Origin of the sequence: Martinezella rhizogenes, assembly GCF_000799715.1 — a bacterium.
GTDB lineage: Bacteria > Pseudomonadota > Alphaproteobacteria > Rhizobiales > Rhizobiaceae > Rhizobium > Rhizobium rhizogenes_C.
Window position 1 is genome coordinate 166183 of the sequence record NZ_JUHG01000011.1, and the last position, 21114, is coordinate 187296.

A 21114-nucleotide genomic window follows, 5' to 3' on the forward strand; every position below is an offset into this window, starting at 1 on the left:
CTGCGGTTTTGGTATTTCCGCATGTGGTGATAATAGGCGTTTGAGAACCATTCGGGATTGACCCCGCCGGCCTTGGCCGCCACTAATCGAAATCCCACAGCGCCAAAGGCACATCCAGGCATGAAAGACAAAGACACACCGCTGCAAAACGCCGGCATCAATACACGTCTGGCCCATATCGGCTATTCACCCTCAGACTATCATGGTTTCGTCAATCCGCCGGTCGTCCATGCGTCCACGGTGCTATTCCCTAATGCGCGGACCATGGAGACGCACGACCAGAAATATACCTACGGCACGCGCGGCACGCCGACGACGGATGCGCTTTGCGAGGCGATCGATGCGCTGGAGGGATCGGCTGGAACGGTCCTCGTGCCGTCAGGACTTGCTGCGGTTACCGTGCCGTTTCTGGCCTTTTTGTCTGCTGGCGATCATGCGTTGATCGTTGATTCGGTCTACGGGCCCACGCGTTTCTTCTGCGACACCATGCTGAAGCGTCTCGGCGTCGAGATCGAGTATTACGATCCTCTGATCGGCGCCGGCATCGAGCAACTGATCAGGTCGAATACAAAATTGGTGCATACAGAGGCGCCGGGATCCAACACCTTCGAAATGCAGGATATTTCCGCGATTTCGGCTGCGGCTCACAGGCACGGCTGTGTCGTCACCATGGACAATACCTGGGCGACGCCGCTCTATTTCAAGCCGCTCGATCACGGCGTCGATATCTCGATCCACGCCGCAACGAAATATCCGGCTGGCCACTCCGACATTCTGATGGGAACCGTCTCTGCCAATGCGGCGCATTGGCAGCAATTGCTGGATGCCCACGGCCAGCTCGGCATCTGCGGTGCGCCGGACGATGCCTATCAGGTGCTGAGAGGTTTGCGCACCATGGGCGTGCGGCTGGAGCGGCATCAGGAAAGTGCGCTTGCCATAGCGCAATGGCTCGAGGGCCGGGAGGAGGTCGCGCGCGTCTTGCATCCAGCCTTGCCGAGCTTCCCGAGCCACGCGATCTGGAAGCGCGACTTCAAGGGATCGAGCGGCATCTTCTCCTTTGTGCTCGCCGTCGACAATCCGGAGAAATTCAAGGCCAAGGCGCATGCCTTTCTCGATGCGCTCCGGATTTTCGGTCTCGGCTATTCCTGGGGCGGTTTTGAAAGCCTTGCATTGCACGTCAATCTCAAGGACCGACGCGTCACCAAGGCGCCGACGGAAGGGCCGGTGCTGCGTCTTCAGATCGGGCTCGAAGATGTCGCCGATATCAAGAACGATATCGAGAAGGGTTTTGCCGCCGCGAAAGAGGCCTGATCAGCCGATGGCGCGATAGCCATAGATCCAGTCCATGTCCGCCGCGAGGCTTTGCGGCGGACGCATGGATAGAACCAGGTCGCGCGCCAGCCGCACGGGGCCGCGAGCATGATAGGCAAATTGGTTGAAGGCGGCACGCTGGCGCAGGCGCGAGATGCGTGGCGCGCGGTGTCTTTCAAAAAGATCGAGTGCTTCACCAAGAGGGCGTGAAGCGACCATGCCGGCGAGTTCGAAGGCATCTTCGATCGCCATGGCCGCACCCTGGGCCGCAAACGGCATCATCGCATGCGCCGCATCGCCAATCAGGACGACATCCTTGCTATTGTGCCAGCGCCCGACGCTTGCTTCGTAGAGCGGCCAGAAGCTTGCCTGCTCCTGCTGTTCCAGCATCCTTGTGATTGCGCTGTTCCATCCCGAAAAGCGGCGCAGGAGGTGATCGCGCTGTGCCTTGGTGCCGGTGGCATTCCAGTCATGGCTGGCGCTGCTTCCAGCAGTGTTTGCGACGACATTGAAGGCTGCCTTTTCCCGGATCGGATAGCAAACAAGGTGCGCCGAGGCGCCGAGAAACGCCGTAACGCTTGTTCTGTCGAGGATGGAGGGAGCCAGCGCCTCGGGGATAGTGAAACGCCAGGCGATATTGCCGGAGAAAAGCGGTGATGGGCCGCCAGGCACGAGCGCACGCGCCTTCGACCAGACGCCATCGGCGCCGATGATCAGGTCTGCTTTATCACCGATAACCGCATCGAGCGCTTCTTTGTTTGCTGCGTCGATTTTCCGGCCGAGATGCAACGTGCAGAGCGGACTGGCAATCACGGCATCAAGAAGCGCCTTTTGCAGTGTGGCGCGATGCACAGCACCATAGGGCGAGCCCCAGCGTGCTTTCGCGAAGCTGCCGCAGGGAACGGTTGCGATCAGTCGTAGGGACGAGCTAGAGACCAGCCGTACTTCCTTCGGCTCCAGCCAGACAGGTAAGAGGGTATCGAGCACGCCAAGCGCGTCGAGAATGCGGGAGGCATTGGGGGAAATCTGCAGGCCGGCGCCGACCTCGGTCAGCGCTTCGGCCTGTTCGAAAATCTCCGAGCGAATGCCATGCCTCGCCAGCGCCAGTGCCGCCGTGAGGCCGGCTATCCCGGCACCGATGATCGCGGCGCTCTTGATCGGCATTCAGCTAGGTCCGATCCGGTCTTCGGGGAATCAAGCGGCCTTGAAGTGGAAAACGCAACCAGCCGGATTGGTCTGGTCTGCCTTCAGCGACGGATTGTAGCGATAGAGCGTCGAGCAGTAGGAGCAGACCTTCTCGCTTTCGTCACCCAGATCGATGAAGATATGCGGATGGTCGTAGGGGACCGAGGCACCGGTGCACATGAATTCCTTTACGCCGATCTCGATAACGCGGTGACCGCCGTCGTTCTGGAAATGGGGAATATTGTGGCCGGCCATGATGATCTCCGAATACGTCTTGCCCTGGATGGCATGAATGTTGCGCCAGACTTGGTTGCCCTTCTTTATAATCCTTCTTGGCGATTGTGTAGTGCGAAAGTCCGGCTCGGCGCACAGATTTTCTCGGGGTACGGGGTTCACCTGATATCGCCGATAAAATAAGGTCTTGGGCCAAAGAGACCATGTTTGCAAAGACCTTGCCATGAATTTGAATGTCCCCGCCTTTTCTCACTTCACCCATGACGGCCTCAAGCTCGCCTATTTCGACGAGGGCGATCCGAACGGCCAGCCGGTGCTGCTGATTCACGGATTTGCCTCGACCGCGATTGCCAACTGGGTCAATCCGGGATGGCTCAAGACGCTGGGCGATGCGGGCTACCGTGTCATTGCCATCGACAATCGCGGCCACGGCGCAAGCGATAAATCATATGATGCCGATGCCTATCATCCCTGGATCATGGCCGAGGATGCCGTCGCCCTGCTCGATCATCTCGGCATTTCCGAGGCTCATGTCATGGGCTATTCGATGGGCGCGCGCGTCTCGACGTTCCTGGCGATGGCGCATCCCGATCGCGTTCGTTCGCTGGTGCTCGGTGGTCTCGGCATCGGCATGGTCGATGGTGTCGGCGATTGGGATCCGATCGCCGATGCGCTGCTGGCGCCGTCGCTGGACGACGTTACGCATCAGCGCGGCCGCATGTTCCGCGCCTTCGCCGACCAGACCAGGAGTGACCGGCAGGCGCTGGCTGCCTGCATCAAGGGCTCGCGTGATCTGGCGGCCCGGGAAGACGTCGCGAAGGTCGAACAACCGACGCTGATCGCCGTCGGTACCAATGATGACATCGCCGGTTCGGCGCGGGAACTTGCCGCGCTGATGCCGCATGCCGAAGTCCTGGATATTCCAAACCGCGATCATATGCTTGCCGTCGGCGACAAGCTGTTCAAGAAAGCCGTGCTCGAGTTTTACGAACGGCTGGCCAATCGATAGATCAAGTCACTTCCCGGTGAAATGCGGTTTTCGCCGCGCGGCGAAGGCGGCACGGCCTTCGGCATAGTCGGCGCTATCGAAAGTCTCGGCGCCGATAACCTCTGCTTCCCGTAGAAGGTCGCTATCCTGTTCGACGACGGCGCGCACCGCGAGCTTGGAGGCATGCAGCGCGATCGGAGCGTTGGCGGCGATCGCATGGGCAAGGGCCGAGATCTCGCCGTCGAAGGCATCGGCTGCGATCTCTTCCAGCAGGAAGCCAGCGGCAACCATCTTGTCGGCCGGCATTGGCGCGCCGGTGAACAGCGCGACCTTGGCCATCTGCGGCCCGAGCGCGTTGACGATATCCTGCACCGCGTCGGCGGGGTAGGCGATGCCGAGGCGAACGGCGGGCACGGAGAAGCGCGCGCCGTCCTCGGCGATGCGCAGGTCGCAGGCGGCCGCGATACCGAAGCCACCGCCGTAACAGATACCGCGGATCGCCGCGATCGTCGGCACGCGGCAGTGGCGGATGGCGGTAAAGGCGTCGCTGTTCAGCGCCTCGTAGGCGATAGCGGTTTCCGCATTCTTGCGCAGGCTGTCGAATTCGCCGATGTCCGCGCCGGCGGAAAAGTCGCCTGCTGCGCCACGAACGACGACGACATGCGCATGGGCCTCATCGGTCAGAGCGCGGATGGCCTGGGGTATGGCGCGCCACATCGCCGCGGTGACGGCATTCTTGCGGTCGGGATTGTCGATGGTGAGGGTCCCGACCGTATCGCTGCAGCTCGCACGCAGGAGACCACCGGCAAAATCATGCTCGAAACTCATGCGTGCCTAACCCATTTATGTTGTCGGACTTTTACTCTATATAATGTCGTGCCAATAGGAAATCAGGAGACCGCCAATGGTCGCAGCAACGGACATTCGCCCGGTCGAAGGCTTGAGTTCGGTCAAGATCGTCGATCCCATCTGGAACAGCATGCGCGAGGAAGCCCGCGCAGCTGCCGATCGGGATCCGCTTCTGGCCGCCTTCCTCTATTCAACGATCATCAATCACCGGTCGCTGGAAGAATGCGTCATCTATCGGATCTGCGAGCGTCTCGACCATCCGGACATGCAGGGCATTCTGCTGCGCCAGACCTTCGAGGAAATGCTGTCCGACTGGCCGGAGTGGGGCTCGATCCTGCGTGTCGATATCCAGGCGGTCTATGATCGCGATCCCGCCTGCCTGCGCTTCATGGAGCCGGTTCTCTATTTCAAGGGTTTCCATGCGCTCCAGACCCATCGTCTTGCGCATTGGCTGCTCAATCGCGGGCGCCGCGATTTCGCGCTTTATCTGCAGAGCCGCTCCTCGAGCGTTTTCCAGACCGACATCAATCCGGGCGCCCGCATCGGCAAGGGCATTTTCCTCGACCATGCGACTGGCCTGGTCGTCGGCGAAACCGCCGTCATCGGTGATAATGTCTCGATCCTGCATGGCGTCACCCTTGGTGGTACCGGCAAGGAGGGCAGTGATCGCCACCCGAAGATTGCGCACGGCGTGCTGATCGGCGCGGGCGCGAAAATTCTTGGCAATATCCAGATCGGTCATTGCTCACGCATCGCCGCCGGCTCGGTGGTGTTGAAGGAAGTGCCCCCGAAGACGACGGTGGCCGGCGTGCCGGCCAAAGTGGTTGGGGAGGCCGGCTGTTCGGAGCCTTCCCGTTCCATGGATCAGCTTCTTGCCGAGAAGATTATCGTCGACCAGATCATGGGCGCCGGAATCTAAGGAAGGTCCTGTCTGATGTTCGGAATTTTGCGCTGCCGGCCAGGATGGAAGGCGCGCTTCCGGTCTTTACACTGCCGCTTTTCCTATGCAAGAAGCGGCCAACCTGAGATTCCTCGCGGAGATAAATTGTGAAGCCTGACGAAATCAAGAAGCTCGACGCCTATTTCAAACGCACGCTCAACCCGCAGATGGTGGTCAAGGCCCGCCCGCGCAAGGATGATTCCGCGGAAGTCTATCTCGGTGAAGAGTTCCTGGGCGTTGTCTATGTCGACGACGAAGACGGCGACCGTTCCTACAACTTCTCCATGGCAATCCTGGACATGGATCTCCAATAGAGACTTCGATTTCCGATAGTGTCTGATCTCGCAGAGAGTCGCATTTTCATCGAAATGCGGCTCTTTTTATGAGTAATCGCTCGAAAATAATCCAAATGCTCGTCATTGCGAGCCGGATTTGGCCCGGTTTTGGCTAGAATCCAGATTTTTGCGGCAGGAACGAATTTTTCTCTCAAAGCCTGCAGTTGCAGCTTGCTTGATATATTTTATAAAAATCAGAAGGATGCTCCGCCGCTTTTCCAGCCATCGCACCGACACCATCGGAAACGCAACCTTAAATGGATATTGCGGCGCACAAGACTACTTGACTATTTGTGCGTCGCATTTAAGTTTTCCCTCGCTAGACCGAGCATCGGCTAATCAGCAAAGGGACGGAGAAAACATGTTCAATTTCGATGAAGCCAATAAAAAGGGCAAGGAAGCGATCGACACGGCGCTGAAGAACTATTCCGACGTCAACAAGGGCTTTCAGGCGATTGCTAGTGAAGCCGCCGAATATTCCAAGAAGTCGTTCCAGGACGGCGTTTCGCATTTTGAGACGCTCGCCGGCGTCAAGAACTTTGAAGCCGCTTTCGAATTGCAGAGCAGCTTCGTGAAGTCCTCCTACGAAAACTTCGTCGCCGAGGCGACCAAGCTCGGCGAAATGTACGCCGATCTCGCCAAGACCGCCTACAAGCCGTTCGAAGCGCCGATTGCCGCTGCCACGAAGGCCGCAGGCAAGGCTGCCTCTTCGGTTGCGCCTTCCGCATAAGCGTTTCGCTTATCGCTGGTAGTTTCAGGAAAGACCGGTTGCGCGACGCGCGGCCGGTCTTTTACGTTTTCGATTATCCGTTTCTGTTGGGTTATGGCTGTGACTTTTTTGATCATTGCCCGTTTTGGCAACGAATAGTGATTGCAGTGTCCGGCAGGGGGCTTAAAATCGCGCCAATATGAACTACGTTAGAGGTTCGGATATCCGGCCCGACCGAGTCAGTTAGCCAGTCCAGTTTACCAAGTCGGAATGCGATAGCTTCTGCCGGATGATTTGAGGAATGAATGAAATGATCGCTGAGCCGATCTGGATGCAAAAAGACAGCGAAAGGAACGGGGATAACGGCAATCGCGGAACCTCGGTGATCACGCGCACCAAGGCGAAAACCAAGAAACCCAATCTCTACCGCGTGCTGCTTTTAAACGACGACTACACGCCCATGGAATTTGTGATCCACATCCTGGAGCGTTTCTTCCAAAAGGATCTCGAAAGTGCCACCCGCATTATGCTTCATGTCCACAATCACGGCGTCGGCGAATGCGGGATATTCACATATGAAGTAGCTGAAACGAAGGTGAGCCAGGTCATGGATTTTGCCCGGGAACACCAGCATCCGCTGCAATGTGTTATGGAAAAGAAGTGAGGATCTGAACGTGCCAACATTTTCGCCTAGTCTTGAGAAGGCGCTGCATCAGGCACTGACCTACGCGAATGAGCGGCATCACGAATATGCCACGCTGGAACATCTGCTATTGGCCTTGGTTGACGATGCCGATGCCGCAGCTGTCATGGGCGCGTGCAATGTTGATCTCGACGCGCTCCGTAAGACGCTGACTGAATACGTCGATAATGAACTTTCAAACCTGATTACTGGTTATGACGAGGACTCGAAGCCGACATCCGGCTTTCAGCGCGTCATCCAGCGCGCTGTCATCCATGTCCAATCCTCGGGCCGCGAGGAAGTGACGGGCGCCAACGTTCTCGTCGCGATCTTCGCGGAACGGGAAAGCCATGCGGCCTTTTTCCTGCAGGAACAGGAAATGACCCGCTATGACGCGGTCAATTACATTTCCCACGGCATCGGCAAGCGTCCGGGGGCCTCCCAGACCCGCACGCCGCGCGGCGCCGAAGATAGCGAATCCGAGAGCAAGCCGACCTCCCGCGGCGAGCAGGAGGAGGGCAGCAACAAGAAACAGCAGGACGCGCTGAAGGCCTATTGCGTCAATCTCAACGAGAAGGCCAAGAACGGCAAGATCGACCCGCTGATCGGCCGTCATTCGGAGGTCAGCCGCACCATCCAGGTGCTGTGCCGCCGTTCGAAGAACAATCCGCTCTATGTCGGCGATCCAGGCGTCGGCAAGACGGCGATCGCCGAAGGTCTTGCCAAGCGCATCGTCGAGGGCAAGGTTCCGGAAGCTCTGGCCGATGCCACGATCTTTTCGCTCGACATGGGCACGCTGCTTGCCGGCACGCGTTATCGCGGCGATTTCGAAGAGCGCCTGAAGCAGGTCGTCAAGGAGCTGGAAGAATATCCCGGCGCGGTGCTGTTCATCGATGAGATCCATACGGTCATCGGTGCCGGTGCTACCTCCGGCGGCGCGATGGATGCGTCGAACCTCTTAAAGCCGGCCCTGTCTTCGGGTGCGATCCGCTGCATCGGTTCGACCACCTACAAGGAATATCGTCAGTTCTTCGAGAAGGACCGGGCGCTCGTCCGCCGCTTCCAGAAGATCGACGTCAACGAGCCGAGCATCGAGGATGCCATCGAAATCATGAAGGGCCTGAAGCCCTATTTCGAAGAGTATCATCACCTGCGTTACACGAACGACGCCATCAAGTCGGCGGTCGAGCTGTCGGCCCGCTACATCTCGGACCGCAAGCTGCCGGACAAGGCGATCGACGTCATCGATGAAACCGGTGCCGCGCAAATGCTGTTGCCGCCGTCGAAGCGTCGCAAGCTGATCACCGAAAAAGAGATCGAGATCACGATCGCGACGATGGCGCGTATTCCGGCGAAGACCGTGTCCAAGGACGACGAGATGGTTCTTGCCAATCTCGAACAGGAACTGCGCTCCGTCGTCTACGGTCAGGATACGGCAATCGAAGCTCTGTCGACGGCGATCAAGCTTGCTCGTGCGGGCCTGCGCGAACCGAACAAGCCGATCGGCTGCTACATCTTCTCCGGCCCCACTGGCGTCGGCAAGACGGAAGTCGCCAAGCAGCTTGCTTCGTCGCTCGGCGTCGAACTGCTGCGCTTTGACATGTCGGAATATATGGAGCGTCACACGGTTTCCCGTCTGCTCGGCGCACCTCCCGGCTATGTCGGCTTCGACCAGGGCGGCCTGCTGACCGACGGCGTCGACCAGCATCCGCACAGCGTGGTCCTGCTCGACGAAATCGAGAAGGCGCATCCGGATATCTTCAATATCCTGCTGCAGGTCATGGATCATGGCTCGCTGACCGACCATAACGGCAAGAAGATCGACTTCCGCAACGTCATCCTGATCATGACGACCAATGCGGGCGCGTCGGAAATGGCCAAGGCCGCTATCGGCTTCGGCTCGGCCAAGCGTACGGGCGAGGATGAAGAGGCTCTCAACAGGCTCTTCACCCCGGAATTCCGCAACCGTCTGGATGCGACCATTCCGTTTGCGCCGCTGCCGACCGTTGTCATCCACAAGGTCGTGCAGAAGTTCATCATGCAGCTCGAGGCGCAGCTTTCCGAACGGAACGTCACCTTCGACCTGCACGAAGATGCAATCGCATGGCTGTCCGAAAAGGGCTACGACGAAAAGATGGGCGCTCGTCCGCTGGCGCGCGTCATCCAGGAAAACATCAAGAAGCCGCTGGCGAACGAAATCCTCTTCGGCAAGCTGAAGAAGGGTGGCGTCGTCACCGTCACCGTCGGCAAGAAGGAAGACGGCACGACAGGTATCGTGCTCGAATCCGTCTCCGAGACCGCGCGGATCCGGCCAAAGCCGGAAGCCGAGGTGGTCGATGCGGTGGTCGACGTGGAAGAAGATGACGGCGATACCGTCAAGACCCGCAGCCGCGTTGGCAAGGCCGGCACCGCTTCGGACGCCCGCCGCTCGCCGAAGACGGCGTCCTCCAGCGATGTGCAGGACGGCAAGTCGCCGCGCAAGGGCGGCACGGTGCCAAAAGTGCCGCGCAAGTAGGCCGTAATTAATCGACTGCTTGAGAAAACAGAACGGCTGCATTGGTGACAATGCAGCCGTTTTCATATGTTTATATTGATAAGCTAATGAAGCGCTAAAGATTCGTATAGTCGATTTCGAGGAAGGACTCGACTTCAGGTATCCAGCGAGCACGCACGAAAGCGACATGGTCGGGATGGACGTTATAGGCGTCATAGCCCGCTTGGTCTTCGAATTCCATGGAGAAGCCAAGGGTAAAATTATTCTTCGGGCTGGTCTGCCGAAGCTGCTCGAAGTTCCGGACGCTCGGTATCGCTTCAAGAACAAGGGCGTCTTTGAGGAAGCTAGTCTCCTCAGGTGAGCCGGCCTCATGTTTCAGGCGAAAGGCGACGGTATGGCGAATCACGTGCTTCTCCAGTTCAGCCCAGAGCCTCGATGATCTTTTTGGCATTCTCCGCCAGAACCGCACCATCTTCCATCTTGCCCGAATGTGGCTTCAGCGCGATGCCCTCATGGCGCGGAATGACGTGGAAGTGCAGATGGAACACCGTCTGGCCTGCAGCCGGCTCGTTGAACTGCGCGATATAGACGCCGTCCGCATCGAAAGCCTCCTGTACCGCGACGGCAATCTTCTGGACGGCCGTGATCAGGTGCGGCAGGGCGGCCGGATCGGCGTCGAGCATGTTGCGCGAAGGGGATTTCGGTAGCACCAGCGTGTGGCCGGGCGACTGCGGCATGACATCCATGAGGGCGACCGTGTGCTCGTCCTCGTAGACGCGGACAGAGGGGATTTCGCCCTTCAGGATCCTTGCGAAGATGTTGCTGGTGTCATAGGCCGGGCTGGTCATGAAGGGTCTCCTCGTCTTCCGATTATGGTTGGCTAGCTCTTTGTTTTTACGCAATTCCGGACAGAAACCGCGGCAACTTTTCCTGGAATTGCTCTAATTATCCTGCCGCTCGCCTTTGCGGAAAGGGCTGTGTTCCGTCAGGATTTCGCTCATCTCTTCTACCTGCTCGCGCTCTTGCTCGAGATAGTCGGCAACGGCGCGGCGCAGGCCCTGATGGCCGATATAATGCGCCGAATGCGTGATAACAGGCAGATAGCCGCGCGCGAGCTTGTGTTCCCCCTGCGCGCCGGCCTCGACCCGCTTCAGCCCCTTGGCCAGTGCGAAATCGATCGCCTGATGATAGCAGACTTCGAAATGCAGGAAGGGATGATCCTCGATGCAGCCCCAATGCCGGCCGTAGAGTGCATCGCCGCCGATAAAATTGATGGCGCCGGCGACATAGCGGCCCTCGCGCTTCGCCATGACCAGCAGAATGTCGTCGGCCATGCGTTCGCCGATCAGCGAATAGAATTTACGGGTGAGGTAGGGCCGGCCCCATTTGCGGCTGCCCGTATCCATATAGAAGGTGAAGAACTGGTCCCAGATGCCTTCGGTGAGATCGCTGCCAGTCAACCAGTCGATGCTGATGCCACCCTCAAGCGCGGCGCGGCGCTCCTTTTTCAGCGCCTTGCGCTTGCGCGACGCCAGCGTATCCAGAAAGGCGTCGTGATTGGCGTAGCCGTCATTGATGAAGTGGAATTGTTGGTCTTTACGGTGCAGATAACCATCGGTTTCGAAGACCGAAACCTCGTCTTCCGGCAGGAAGGTGATGTGGGCGGAGGAGACGCCGATCTGCCGGGTCACTTCCTTCAGGCTTTCGGCCAGCGCCGGCTGGATCACTTTGCGATCCTGACCTTCGGCCACCAGCAGTCGCGGACCGGTGGCTGGCGTGAAGGGGATTGAGCATTGCAGCTTCGGATAATAGCGGCCACCGGCCCTCTCGAAGGCGTCGGCCCAGCCATGATCGAAGACATATTCGCCCTGGCTATGATTCTTGAGATAGCCGGTGACGGCGCCGATCAGCTCGCCGCTATCTGTTTCAAGCAGCAGATGGTTGCCAAGCCAGCCCGTCCTGTCGGTGGCGGAACCGGACTCCTCCAGCGATGACAGGAAGGCATGCGAGACGAACGGGTTGTACGGCAGCAGCGTACCCGTTCTCGATGCCCCGGCGAGCCTGGACCAGCTCTCCGGAGCGATATTCTTGAAGGACCGTTCTACGCGAATGGATAATTCGTCTGTCATGAAATGAGGGCAGGGCTTTCCCTTGGATCAAAACCTTCGAAGGTCATCTGGTCTGCGTTGGCAAATGTATGCTTGCGGGCTGCTTCGTCGCGCACGGTCCAGGTGATGACCGGGATCCCGCGCTGGCGCTGCGCCGTGATGAATGGGTTCGGCAGATGGCCATAGAAATACGAGATGAAGTCTAGCCCAAGCTGCATGGCTTCGTCATGCTTAAAAAACGTCTCGGGCTTATTTCCGTCCGCCGTCAGGCCGACCGGGTAGGGGGCGTCAAGAACCTTCAGGTCCTTGAGCAGCCAATGGTCGAAGCTCATCAGCGCCACATGGCCCTTGTAGCCTTCCAGCACCTCGAGCACGGTTTCCGCAAAGCCTTCATCATCGCCTTCACGGCCCTTGAGCTCGAGCACCAGCGGCACCTTGCCGTCGCAGAGCCGCAGGAGCTGCTTCAGCGTCGGGATCTTGTCCTTGGTGCCGCCGATCGACAGCAGGCCGAGTTCGCCTGAGGTGCGGTCGCGCACTTCGACGGGAAGATTGCAGACGCGCTGCAGGTCGTCATCGTGAAAGACGACCGGGACGCCGTCCGAGGCATAATGCAGATCGCACTCGATCGCGAAACCCGCCTCGATAGCACGACCGAAAGCCGAGAGCGTGTTCTCCCAGACTTCCTTATTCATGTCGTGGTAACCGCGATGGGCGACGGGACGTTCGGTCAGCCAGGCAAGCTTGCTCATTATGCGATTTCCAGGATGGCATCGATCTCGACGGCGGCGTTCATGGGTAGCGCCGCCATGCCGACGGCGGCGCGCGCATGCTTGCCGGCTTCGCCGAGTACATTTGCCAGAAGATTGGAGGCGCCGTTGATCACAAGATGTTGTTCCACGAACTCCGGCACCGAGGCGACGAAGCCGTTCAGCTTGATCAGGCGCTTGATGCGACTGAGGTCGCCATCCAGGGCGGCTTTCGCCTGAGCGAGGATATTGATGGCACAAAGCTCGGCGGCGCGTTGGCCGCCGGCAACGTCGACATCCTTACCGAGATGGCCGGTGACGCCGACTTTGCCGTTTTCCATCGGCAGCTGTCCCGAGAGATAAAGAAGATTGCCGCTGATGACATAAGGCACATAATTCGCGGCCGGCGCCGCGGCTTGCGGCAGAACAATGCCAAGCTCCTTCAGACGGTCCTCGATAGCGTTGGACATTTTCATCTCCCGTTTTGTTGTAAAACTGTCAAAAATCCGGCATCAAGATTAAATTCCCATAATTGGGACCGGCGGCCTCGTTTTAGCCGAAAGCGTTCTTATAACATCGCGTGCGAGTCCAACAGGAGATAATGAATGTTCCGCTCGAGTCTTGCCGCCGTCATTGTTTCGAGTTTGGGCATCGCATCTCTGGGCACGCCAGTTGCCTACGCGGCTGGTCCGAGCGGGCTGATCGCGCATCGTGCCGTCTATGATCTCGAACTCAAGGACGCCACCGACCGCTCCGGCATTGCCGGCATGTTCGGCCGCATGGTCTATGAGTTCGACGGCTCCGACTGCACCGGCTTCACCACCAACTTCCGCTTCGTCACGCAGATCGACACGGGTGATGCGACCCGCCTCAGCGACCAGCAAACGACTACATTCGAGGATCTCGCCAAGCGCACATTCCGCTTCGAGACCAAATCCTATACCGACGATCAGCTCGACAAGGATGTGCGTGGTGCGGCGGCGGATGATCAGAAGGGCATCAAGGTCGACCTGACCCAGCCGCAGGCAAAACAGATCGAAGTCATTCAGAGCCGTTTCCCGACGGAACACATGCTCGACATCATCCACAACGCCAAGCTCGGTAAGAATTTCTTCGAGGCCCAGGTTTTCGATGGTTCCGATGATGGCGACAAGCCGCTGCTCGCGACCACCGTCGTCGGCAAATCGGAGACGCCGGCCACCGATGATCCCGATGCCGACAAGGCAGGCGCCTTTGCCAAGACGCCGTTTTGGCCGGTGACTGTTGCCTATTTCAACGAAAAGTCCAAGGGCGACGCCTTGCCGGTCTACCGCATGTCGTTCAAACTCTATGAAAACGGCATCACCCGCGATCTCACCATGGACTACGGCGACTTCGTGCTGACCGGCAAACTTTCCAAGCTGGAAGTGCTCGACGCCAAAGCCTGCCAGTGAAGCGTCGGGCCAAGGCTGCCCAAATCGCTCTTTTTTCTGCCGCGGCCTTGCATTCCCGATGAATCGAATGTATGGCCAGCCGCATTCCACACGTAAGGCATGGGATTGTCCGGGAGAAATCCGGATCGTTCCGCCCGGTGGTGTCCTCTTAGAGGATGCTGTTCGCCTTGCGGAGGTTCAACCGGAAAAGGATACAAAGGCATGGCATTGCCCGATTTTTCTATGCGCCAGCTTCTCGAAGCCGGCGTTCACTTCGGCCACCAGACACATCGCTGGAACCCGAAGATGAAGCCGTACATCTTCGGCGATCGTAACAACATTCACATCATCGATCTGGCACAGACGGTTCCGTTGCTGAGCCGCGCCCTGCAGGTTGTCAGCGACACCGTTGCCCGTGGCGGCCGCGTTCTGTTCGTCGGCACCAAGCGTCAGGCGTCTGAACTGATCGCCGACAGCGCAAAGCGCTCGGCTCAGTACTACGTCAACGCTCGCTGGCTCGGCGGCATGATGACCAACTGGAAGACGATTTCGAACTCGATCCAGCGTCTGCGCAAGCTCGACGAAATCCTCAATGGCGACGCCCAGGGCTTCACCAAGAAGGAACGCCTGAATCTTGAGCGCGAGCGCGAAAAGCTTGACAAGGCTCTCGGCGGTATCCGCGATATGGGCGGCACCCCGGACCTGATGTTCATCATCGACACCAACAAGGAAAAGATCGCGATCGACGAAGCCAAGCGCCTCGGCATCCCGGTCGTCGCCATCATCGACTCGAACTGCGATCCGGACCTGATCGACTATCCGATCCCGGGCAACGACGACGCTTCGCGCGCCATCGCTCTCTATTGCGACCTGATCGCACGCGCTGCCATCGACGGCATCGCTCGCCAGCAGAGCGCATCCGGCCGTGACCTCGGCGCTTCCATCGAAGCTATGGTCGAGCCGACCCTGGTCGAAGGCGGCACCGAAGCCTGATCACGCCTCGCGGCGGACAGACACTTGTCCGCCCGAGCGTATTGACATCCGGGATAAGGCCGTTTGCGACTTCAAGGAGTTCGAGCGGCCTTGTTCTGTTTAGGATGGCGCGTTGCCTGGGCGATGAATCCAGGCGTGTTCCAATCAAGAATTCCACAGTATGATGCAGCTTCATAACGCTGTCATACTTACGAGTACATTTCGTCCCTCAAATCGGTGCCGCCTTGGCTCAAAGCCGCATGCCGCACCGTATGAACCGACAAGAGGAAGCTTATGACCGAGATTACGGCTGCACTGGTGAAGGAACTGCGCGAAAAGTCTGGCGCGGGCATGATGGATTGCAAGAAGGCGCTGATCGAAACTAACGGCGATATCGAAGCCGCGATCGACTGGCTGCGCGCCAAGGGCATCTCCAAGGCCGACAAGAAGTCCGGTCGTACCGCCGCTGAAGGATTGGTTGCCATTGCCGGCGCCGGTCACAAGGCCGTTGTCATCGAGCTCAATTCCGAAACCGACTTCGTTGCCCGTAACGATGCCTTCCAGGAACTCGCTCGCGGCATCGCCGAAGTTGCGCTGTCCACCGACGGCACGGTCGAAGCCATTTCCGCTGCGACCTATCCCGCATCCGGCAAGCCGGTTGCTGACACCATCAAGGACGCGATCGCAACCATCGGCGAGAACATGACGCTTCGTCGTGCGGCCAAGCTGGAAGTCGAGCACGGCGTCGTGGCAACTTACATCCACAACGCTGCCGGCGACGGTATCGGCAAGCTCGGTGTTCTGGTCGCCCTGAAGTCGATCGGTGACAAGGCCGTTCTGACGTCGATCGGCCGCCAGATTGCCATGCACATTGCTGCTACCAACCCGCTGGCTATCCGCTCCGAAGACGTCGATGCTACAGTCGCCGAGCGCGAACGCAACGTCTTCATCGAGCAGTCCCGCGAATCCGGCAAGCCGGAAGCAATCATCGAAAAGATGGTGGAAGGCCGCATGCGCAAGTTCTTCGAGGAAGTCGCTCTTCTCTCGCAGGCTTTCGTCATCAACCCGGACCTGACGGTCGCTGCTGCCATCAAGGAAGCTGAAAAGACCGCCGGCGCTGCGATCGAAGTCGTCGGCATGGCCCGTCTGCTGCTCGGCGAAGGCGTCGAGAAGGAAGAGACTGACTTCGCCGCTGAAGTCGCTGCCGTGGCCAAGGGCTGACCATCGAATTCGTTTCGTCTGTTGACGAAACGAAACCATACCCCAGATAGGTGAAACCATATCCGGGAAAACCCGTGGGCATCGCGTGACAACGCGATGCCCTTCGTGTATCCGGCTTTCACAATCTTCCCCGCGATCACTTCAAGGAGCCATGATGTCCCAGCCGATCTACAAGCGTGTATTGCTCAAGGCCTCCGGCGAAGCTTTGATGGGCAGCCAGGGGTTCGGTATTGACGTTACCGTCTCTGACCGGATTGCCTCCGATATCGCAGAGGCGCGCGCAATGGGCGTCGAAGTCGGCGTCGTCGTCGGCGGCGGCAACATTTTCCGCGGCGTTGCCGTGGCCTCCAAGGGGGGCGACCGCGTGACCGGCGATCATATGGGCATGCTCGGAACCATCATCAACGCGCTGGCGCTGGCGACCTCGCTGCGCAAGCTTGATATCGACACCGTGGTCCTCTCGGCCATCTCCATGCCGGAAATCTGCGAGAGCTTCTCGCAGCGCGCCACGCTCTATCATCTCTCGCTTGGCCGTGTGGTGATCTTTGCCGGCGGCACCGGCAACCCCTTCTTCACCACCGATTCCGCCGCTGCCTTGCGCGCCGCCGAAATGGGCGCTCAGGCGATCTTCAAGGGCACACAGGTCGATGGCATCTATTCCGCCGATCCGAAGAAATTTCCGGATGCGACCCGCTTTGAACAATTGACCCATAGCCAGGTGTTGGAAAAGGGGCTCGCCGTCATGGATGTGGCCGCCGTGGCGCTGGCGCGGGAAAACTCCATTCCGATTATCGTCTTTTCCATTCATGAAAAGGGCGGTTTCGCGGAAATCTTGACCGGCGGCGGCCGCAAGACCATCGTATCAGACAATTGACGTTCCTGTGGCGCCGGACCTTCCCGGCGTCGCCTATTCACGGGAGTATAAACATGAGTGAAGGCACTGACCTTAAGGAATTGAAGCGCCGCATGGACGGCGCCATTGCGGCATTCAAGAGCGACATCGCCTCGCTGCGCACCGGGCGTGCGTCGGCCAACATTCTCGACCCGGTGACGATTGAAGCCTACGGCTCGCGCATGCCGCTGAACCAGGTGGCCAACATCACGGTTCCCGAGCCGCGCATGCTGTCGGTCTCGGTTTGGGACAAGTCGATGGTCGGCGCTGTCGAGCGTGGGATCCGCGAATCCAACCTGGGTCTCAATCCAATTATCGACGGGCAGAGCCTGCGCATCCCGCTGCCGGAACTCAACGAGGAGCGTCGTCGCTCGCTGGTCAAGGTCGCCCACGAATATGCAGAGAAGGCAAAGGTGGCGATTCGCCATGTTCGCCGTGACGGCATGGACGGTCTCAAAAAGGCCGAAAAGGACGGTGACATCGGTCAGGATGAGGGCCGTTCCTTGTCAGAGCGTGTGCAGAAGATGACGGATGAGACGATTTCGGACATCGACCGCTTGCTAGTCGACAAGGAAAAGGAAATCATGCAGGTCTGATTTCACGCTAGGGCATCACGCTTTCGATCACGAGATATTGAAAGCGGCTAGGGTGCGCTAGATTAAGAGGCCAGAACCTTTCCCGCCGAACAAAACTGGACCCATATGTCACTTCCGACCTTCTCTGCTGTACCCGAACATGTTGCCATCATCATGGATGGAAACGGGCGTTGGGCCAATGCACGCGGCCTGCCGCGAACCATGGGCCATCGCAAGGGCGTGGAGGCGGTGCGCGAAACCGTGCGTGCGGCCGGCGACATTGGTGTAAAATATCTGACCCTCTTTGCCTTTTCGTCGGAAAATTGGCGTCGTCCGGAGACGGAGGTGAGCGATCTCCTCGGTCTGCTCAAGGCTTTCATTCGGCGAGACCTTGCCGAATTGCACCGCCAGAACGTCCGGATCCGGGTGATCGGCGATCGCAGCAATCTGCGCGGCGACATTCTGCCCTTGCTGATAGAGGCGGAGGAGACCACCAGGGATAATACCGCCCTGACGCTGGTCATCGCCTTCAACTACGGGTCGCGCGATGAAATCGCACGCGCCCTCGTCAGCCTGGCAAAGGACGTCGAGGCCGGGCGGCTGCGTCCGCAGGATATCAGCCCCGAACTGGTTGGCGCCCGGTTGGACACGGCCGGAATTCCCGATCCGGACCTTATCATTCGCACCAGCGGCGAAGAGCGGTTGTCGAACTTTCTGCTCTGGCAGGCAGCCTATTCGGAATTCATGTTCATGCCGGAATACTGGCCGGATTTCAGCCGGGACCTCTTTTTCTCCGCACTGGAAAAATATGCCGCGCGCGACCGGCGTTTTGGTGGTCTTTCCGCCAAGCAGGCGGCGGCCGTGGGGTCCTGATGAGTCGCGAACTCAGGCTGCGCATTATCTCCGGCATCATTCTCGCCGCAATCGTTCTCGTCGCTACCTGGTACGGTGGGCTGAGCTTCCGCCTTCTGGCGGCGCTGATTGGCCTGCTTGTCTATTATGAATGGTCGACGATAGCGGATCTTCATGGCCGCGATCCGCAAGGCAACGCGCTCGGCTGGCTGGCCCTGGTGCTGATTGCCGGCGCAACGCTGATGGAAGAATCGGTCTATTCGGTCGAGGTGCTGCTTGCCTTTGTTGCGGTGACGGCGGTCATGGTTGCCATGCGCGGCAAAAGCTGGTGGTTACCCGGTGGAATATTCTATGCCGGATTGACGGCCATTGCCCTAGCTGAGATCCGCGATGACGACCTGCGCGGTTTCGTGCTGATGTTGTTCATCTTCGCCACCGTATGGGCGACCGATATTTTCGCCTATTTCGTCGGTCGGGCCATCGGTGGGCCAAAGCTTGCGCCGCGCATATCGCCGGGCAAGACCTGGTCGGGTGCCATTGGCGGCGCAATCGCCGCCGTGATGGCGGGAACGGCGGTCGTCTGGAGCTATTTCTCCGCGGATGGTTTATGGATTCCTGTGCTCGCTCTGATCTTGTCGATTTGCAGCCAGATCGGCGATTTATTCGAGTCTTTCATGAAGCGCCGTTTCGGCGTCAAGGACTCCAGCCATCTGATTCCCGGCCATGGCGGGGTCATGGATCGGGTCGACGGACTAATTTTTGCTTGTTTTGCGGCGTTCTTGTTGGCTATCGTGATATCGCTGACAATGAGCGGCGAGACCATGTCATTGGGCAGTGTCCTGCTCGGTGTATGAAATCAACGCGAACAGGATCAATGTATGAGTAGCGTGGCAGGCATCATCGGCTTCTTGACGAACAACGTCATCACGTTTGTTTTCGTCCTGTCATTGCTCGTTTTCGTGCATGAGATGGGTCATTATCTGGTCGGGCGTTGGTCCGGTATCCGCATCATGGCCTTCTCGATCGGTTTCGGTCCCGAGATCGCCGGCTTTACCGACCGTCACGGCACACGCTGGAAGCTGTCGCTCATTCCGCTCGGCGGCTATGTCCGTTTCTTCGGCGACGAAGATGCCTCAAGCAAGACCGATGTCGATCAGCTCTCGACCATGACCGAGGAGGAGCGCGCCCAATCCTTTGCCGGCGCGAAGCTCTGGAAGCGCGCCGCGACCGTTGCCGCTGGCCCGATTGCCAATTTCATTCTCGCCATCGCAATCTTTGCCGTGCTGTTCAGCGTCTATGGCCGCACGGTCGCGGACCCGGTCGTCGCCATGGTCACGCGCGACGGTGCCGCCGCCGAAGCGGGCATCGAGCCTGGCGACCGTCTTGTTGCCATCGACGGCAACAAGATCGCGACCTTCGATGAAGTGCAGCGCTATGTCGGCATGCGGCCCGGCCGCAATATCGTTCTGGGCGTCGAGCGCGATGGCCAGAAGCGCGATTTCAACATCATGCCGAAGCTGGCGGAAGACACGGATCAGTTCGGCAACAAGATGGAGATGGGCCGCATCGGCATTGCGCTCGTCGATCCGCAGGTGACGGCGGTAGAGCCGGGCGGACCGGCGGCACGGGCGGGCGTACTGGCCGGCGACCGTCTCCTCGCAGTCGACGGCAACAATGTCGCGACCTATTACGATATCGCTCGCTATATCGGTGATCGCCCCGGCAAGAGCGTGGTCCTGACGGTTGAGCGCAACGGCCAGACGCGCGATTTTCCGATGGTGACGGAAGTCCTGTCGGAAACCGATTCTTCCGGCAACAAGAAGGATGTGGGTAGCATCGGCATTTCGCCGATCGATCCGCTCGTGGCCACCATTGTTGAGGATAGCCCGGCCGCAGGGGCGGGTATCTCGCTGGGCGACCGTATAATTTCTGTGGATGGGCGTGCCATCGGTTCTGTCGGTGAGGTGCAGCGTTACGTTGCCACTCGTGCGGACAAGGCGGTGGTGTTGTCCGTTGAGCATAACGGTGTGACGCGCGACGTCCCGGTGATGCCGAAGACGGCGGCGGAGCCCGATGCCTTCGGGAAAGGGACGGAGATCGGCAGCATCGGAATCACCGACGGCCAGAAGCCGATCAAGTTGCGATATGAAACATACGGGCCGCTGCAGGCGCTAAGCGAAGGCGTCAAGCAGACCGGTAGCATCATTTCCGGCACCTTCGAATATCTTGGCAATGTCATTGGCGGCTACATGAAGGCGGATCAGCTTGGCGGTCCGATTCGTGTGGCGCAACTCTCCGGTCAAATGGCCACTCTGGGCTTCTCCGCGGTGCTCCAATTCGCGGCCATACTTTCTGTTTCAATTGGTTTATTAAATTTGATGCCGGTCCCGGTACTTGATGGCGGCCATCTGATGTTCTATGCGATTGAAGCTGTAAGGGGAAAACCGCTGGGTGCCCGAGCACAGGACATCGCTTTCCGGATTGGGTTCGCAATGGTTCTGTCACTCATGGTATTTGCGACATGGAACGACATCAGCTCCAGGATAGGCTGATGGGGGAGCAAGGGAAGAATTACGATTTATTTACGATGTTTCAAAGCTGTAGTGGCC

23 protein-coding genes are annotated in these 21114 nt (G+C 58.9%); 15 read left to right on the forward strand and 8 right to left on the reverse strand.

Going from position 1 to position 21114, the window contains the following annotated elements:
* Positions 1–120 precede the first annotated feature (120 nt).
* Complete coding sequence (locus EX00_RS04770; RefSeq protein ID WP_047454662.1) at positions 121–1311, forward strand: cystathionine beta-lyase; 1191 nt, start codon at positions 121–123, stop codon at positions 1309–1311.
* Here EX00_RS04770 and EX00_RS04775 read toward each other — a convergent pair whose 3' ends face one another.
* A complete protein-coding gene (locus EX00_RS04775) occupies positions 1312–2475 on the reverse strand; it encodes an FAD-dependent monooxygenase (RefSeq protein ID WP_047454663.1) in 1164 nt (387 codons plus the stop codon).
* A 30-nt stretch (positions 2476–2505) separates the two neighbouring features.
* Entirely contained in the window at positions 2506–2751 is a 246-nt protein-coding gene (locus EX00_RS04780; protein WP_047454665.1) for a zinc-finger domain-containing protein, read from the reverse strand.
* A 202-nt stretch (positions 2752–2953) separates the two neighbouring features.
* Here EX00_RS04780 and EX00_RS04785 point away from each other — a divergent pair, with 202 nt between their 5' ends.
* Entirely contained in the window at positions 2954–3739 is a 786-nt protein-coding gene (locus EX00_RS04785; protein ID WP_047454667.1) for an alpha/beta fold hydrolase, read from the forward strand.
* A 6-nt stretch (positions 3740–3745) separates the two neighbouring features.
* Here the strand turns inward: EX00_RS04785 and EX00_RS04790 are convergent, their stop codons facing one another.
* On the reverse strand, positions 3746–4546 hold the full coding sequence (locus EX00_RS04790; RefSeq protein WP_047454669.1) for an enoyl-CoA hydratase-related protein: 801 nt from the start codon (positions 4544–4546) through the stop codon (positions 3746–3748).
* A 76-nt stretch (positions 4547–4622) separates the two neighbouring features.
* Between EX00_RS04790 and cysE the strand changes: the two genes are divergently transcribed.
* The 5 genes from cysE to clpA all read left to right on the forward strand — a co-directional run bounded on the left by cysE (position 4623) and on the right by clpA (position 9748).
* Entirely contained in the window at positions 4623–5486 is an 864-nt protein-coding gene (gene cysE, locus EX00_RS04795; protein ID WP_047454672.1) for a serine O-acetyltransferase, read from the forward strand.
* 128 nt (positions 5487–5614) lie between these two features.
* Positions 5615–5821 (forward strand): DUF3126 family protein, encoded by a 207-nt coding sequence (locus EX00_RS04800; protein WP_047454674.1) that lies wholly within the window; start codon positions 5615–5617, stop codon positions 5819–5821.
* A 382-nt stretch (positions 5822–6203) separates the two neighbouring features.
* Complete coding sequence (locus EX00_RS04805; RefSeq protein ID WP_047454676.1) at positions 6204–6572, forward strand: phasin family protein; 369 nt, start codon at positions 6204–6206, stop codon at positions 6570–6572.
* Positions 6573–6861: 289 nt separating this feature from the next.
* Positions 6862–7215: an ATP-dependent Clp protease adapter ClpS gene (gene clpS / locus EX00_RS04810; RefSeq protein WP_047454677.1), complete on the forward strand. Its 354-nt coding sequence runs from the start codon at positions 6862–6864 to the stop codon at positions 7213–7215.
* Positions 7216–7225: 10 nt separating this feature from the next.
* Positions 7226–9748: an ATP-dependent Clp protease ATP-binding subunit ClpA gene (clpA, locus tag EX00_RS04815; protein WP_047454679.1), complete on the forward strand. Its 2523-nt coding sequence runs from the start codon at positions 7226–7228 to the stop codon at positions 9746–9748.
* A gap of 94 nt (positions 9749–9842) precedes the next feature.
* Here clpA and EX00_RS04820 read toward each other — a convergent pair whose 3' ends face one another.
* The 5 genes from EX00_RS04820 to EX00_RS04840 form a co-directional block, all read right to left on the reverse strand.
* Positions 9843–10133, reverse strand: a complete 291-nt coding sequence (locus tag EX00_RS04820; RefSeq protein WP_047454681.1) for a Dabb family protein — start codon at positions 10131–10133, stop codon at positions 9843–9845.
* A 13-nt stretch (positions 10134–10146) separates the two neighbouring features.
* A complete protein-coding gene (locus EX00_RS04825) occupies positions 10147–10575 on the reverse strand; it encodes an HIT family protein (RefSeq protein ID WP_047454683.1) in 429 nt (142 codons plus the stop codon).
* 93 nt (positions 10576–10668) lie between these two features.
* A complete protein-coding gene (locus EX00_RS04830) occupies positions 10669–11856 on the reverse strand; it encodes a GNAT family N-acetyltransferase (protein ID WP_047454685.1) in 1188 nt (395 codons plus the stop codon).
* Positions 11853–12584, reverse strand: a complete 732-nt coding sequence (locus EX00_RS04835) for a glycerophosphodiester phosphodiesterase (RefSeq protein ID WP_047454687.1) — start codon at positions 12582–12584, stop codon at positions 11853–11855. Before EX00_RS04835 ends, EX00_RS04830 begins: the two co-directional genes overlap by 4 nt.
* Complete coding sequence (locus EX00_RS04840) at positions 12584–13051, reverse strand: RidA family protein (RefSeq protein ID WP_047454689.1); 468 nt, start codon at positions 13049–13051, stop codon at positions 12584–12586. The genes EX00_RS04835 and EX00_RS04840 overlap by 1 nt, the downstream gene beginning before the upstream one ends.
* A gap of 135 nt (positions 13052–13186) precedes the next feature.
* Here EX00_RS04840 and EX00_RS04845 point away from each other — a divergent pair, with 135 nt between their 5' ends.
* From EX00_RS04845 to rseP, 8 genes are all read left to right on the forward strand, one after another.
* On the forward strand, positions 13187–14014 hold the full coding sequence (locus EX00_RS04845) for a cell envelope integrity EipB family protein (protein ID WP_047454691.1): 828 nt from the start codon (positions 13187–13189) through the stop codon (positions 14012–14014).
* 201 nt (positions 14015–14215) lie between these two features.
* Positions 14216–14986: a 30S ribosomal protein S2 gene (rpsB, locus tag EX00_RS04850; protein WP_047454692.1), complete on the forward strand. Its 771-nt coding sequence runs from the start codon at positions 14216–14218 to the stop codon at positions 14984–14986.
* 273 nt (positions 14987–15259) lie between these two features.
* Positions 15260–16186, forward strand: a complete 927-nt coding sequence (gene tsf / locus EX00_RS04855; protein WP_047454694.1) for a translation elongation factor Ts — start codon at positions 15260–15262, stop codon at positions 16184–16186.
* Positions 16187–16337: 151 nt separating this feature from the next.
* The gene (gene pyrH, locus EX00_RS04860; RefSeq protein WP_047454696.1) at positions 16338–17060 is read left to right on the forward strand and encodes a UMP kinase; all 723 of its coding nucleotides are present in this window, start codon (positions 16338–16340) and stop codon (positions 17058–17060) included.
* Between the two features lie 53 nt (positions 17061–17113).
* On the forward strand, positions 17114–17674 hold the full coding sequence (frr, locus tag EX00_RS04865) for a ribosome recycling factor (RefSeq protein ID WP_047454698.1): 561 nt from the start codon (positions 17114–17116) through the stop codon (positions 17672–17674).
* 105 nt (positions 17675–17779) lie between these two features.
* Positions 17780–18526: an isoprenyl transferase gene (locus EX00_RS04870; RefSeq protein ID WP_047454700.1), complete on the forward strand. Its 747-nt coding sequence runs from the start codon at positions 17780–17782 to the stop codon at positions 18524–18526.
* On the forward strand, positions 18526–19359 hold the full coding sequence (locus EX00_RS04875) for a phosphatidate cytidylyltransferase (protein WP_047454702.1): 834 nt from the start codon (positions 18526–18528) through the stop codon (positions 19357–19359). Before EX00_RS04870 ends, EX00_RS04875 begins: the two co-directional genes overlap by 1 nt.
* Before the next feature lie 24 nt (positions 19360–19383).
* Positions 19384–21057, forward strand: coding sequence for an RIP metalloprotease RseP (rseP, locus tag EX00_RS32255; protein ID WP_047454704.1), 1674 nt, complete (start codon positions 19384–19386; stop codon positions 21055–21057).
* The last annotated feature ends 57 nt before the right edge of the window (positions 21058–21114 follow it).

Excerpts from the sequence above, each read along its gene's own strand:
- EX00_RS04770 (WP_047454662.1), top strand. The coding sequence starts at position 121 with ATGAAAGACAAAGACACACCGCTGCAAAACGCCGGCATCAATACACGT.
- EX00_RS04775 (WP_047454663.1), bottom strand. The coding sequence starts at position 2,475 with ATGCCGATCAAGAGCGCCGCGATCATCGGTGCCGGGATAGCCGGCCTC.
- EX00_RS04780 (WP_047454665.1), bottom strand. The coding sequence starts at position 2,751 with ATGGCCGGCCACAATATTCCCCATTTCCAGAACGACGGCGGTCACCGC.
- EX00_RS04785 (WP_047454667.1), top strand. The coding sequence starts at position 2,954 with ATGAATTTGAATGTCCCCGCCTTTTCTCACTTCACCCATGACGGCCTC.
- EX00_RS04790 (WP_047454669.1), bottom strand. The coding sequence starts at position 4,546 with ATGAGTTTCGAGCATGATTTTGCCGGTGGTCTCCTGCGTGCGAGCTGC.
- cysE (WP_047454672.1), top strand. The coding sequence starts at position 4,623 with ATGGTCGCAGCAACGGACATTCGCCCGGTCGAAGGCTTGAGTTCGGTC.
- EX00_RS04805 (WP_047454676.1), top strand. The coding sequence starts at position 6,204 with ATGTTCAATTTCGATGAAGCCAATAAAAAGGGCAAGGAAGCGATCGAC.
- clpS (WP_047454677.1), top strand. The coding sequence starts at position 6,862 with ATGATCGCTGAGCCGATCTGGATGCAAAAAGACAGCGAAAGGAACGGG.
- EX00_RS04825 (WP_047454683.1), bottom strand. The coding sequence starts at position 10,575 with ATGACCAGCCCGGCCTATGACACCAGCAACATCTTCGCAAGGATCCTG.
- EX00_RS04830 (WP_047454685.1), bottom strand. The coding sequence starts at position 11,856 with ATGACAGACGAATTATCCATTCGCGTAGAACGGTCCTTCAAGAATATC.
- EX00_RS04835 (WP_047454687.1), bottom strand. The coding sequence starts at position 12,584 with ATGAGCAAGCTTGCCTGGCTGACCGAACGTCCCGTCGCCCATCGCGGT.
- EX00_RS04840 (WP_047454689.1), bottom strand. The coding sequence starts at position 13,051 with ATGTCCAACGCTATCGAGGACCGTCTGAAGGAGCTTGGCATTGTTCTG.
- EX00_RS04845 (WP_047454691.1), top strand. The coding sequence starts at position 13,187 with ATGTTCCGCTCGAGTCTTGCCGCCGTCATTGTTTCGAGTTTGGGCATC.
- rpsB (WP_047454692.1), top strand. The coding sequence starts at position 14,216 with ATGGCATTGCCCGATTTTTCTATGCGCCAGCTTCTCGAAGCCGGCGTT.
- tsf (WP_047454694.1), top strand. The coding sequence starts at position 15,260 with ATGACCGAGATTACGGCTGCACTGGTGAAGGAACTGCGCGAAAAGTCT.
- pyrH (WP_047454696.1), top strand. The coding sequence starts at position 16,338 with ATGATGTCCCAGCCGATCTACAAGCGTGTATTGCTCAAGGCCTCCGGC.
- frr (WP_047454698.1), top strand. The coding sequence starts at position 17,114 with ATGAGTGAAGGCACTGACCTTAAGGAATTGAAGCGCCGCATGGACGGC.
- EX00_RS04870 (WP_047454700.1), top strand. The coding sequence starts at position 17,780 with ATGTCACTTCCGACCTTCTCTGCTGTACCCGAACATGTTGCCATCATC.
- EX00_RS04875 (WP_047454702.1), top strand. The coding sequence starts at position 18,526 with ATGAGTCGCGAACTCAGGCTGCGCATTATCTCCGGCATCATTCTCGCC.
- rseP (WP_047454704.1), top strand. The coding sequence starts at position 19,384 with ATGAGTAGCGTGGCAGGCATCATCGGCTTCTTGACGAACAACGTCATC.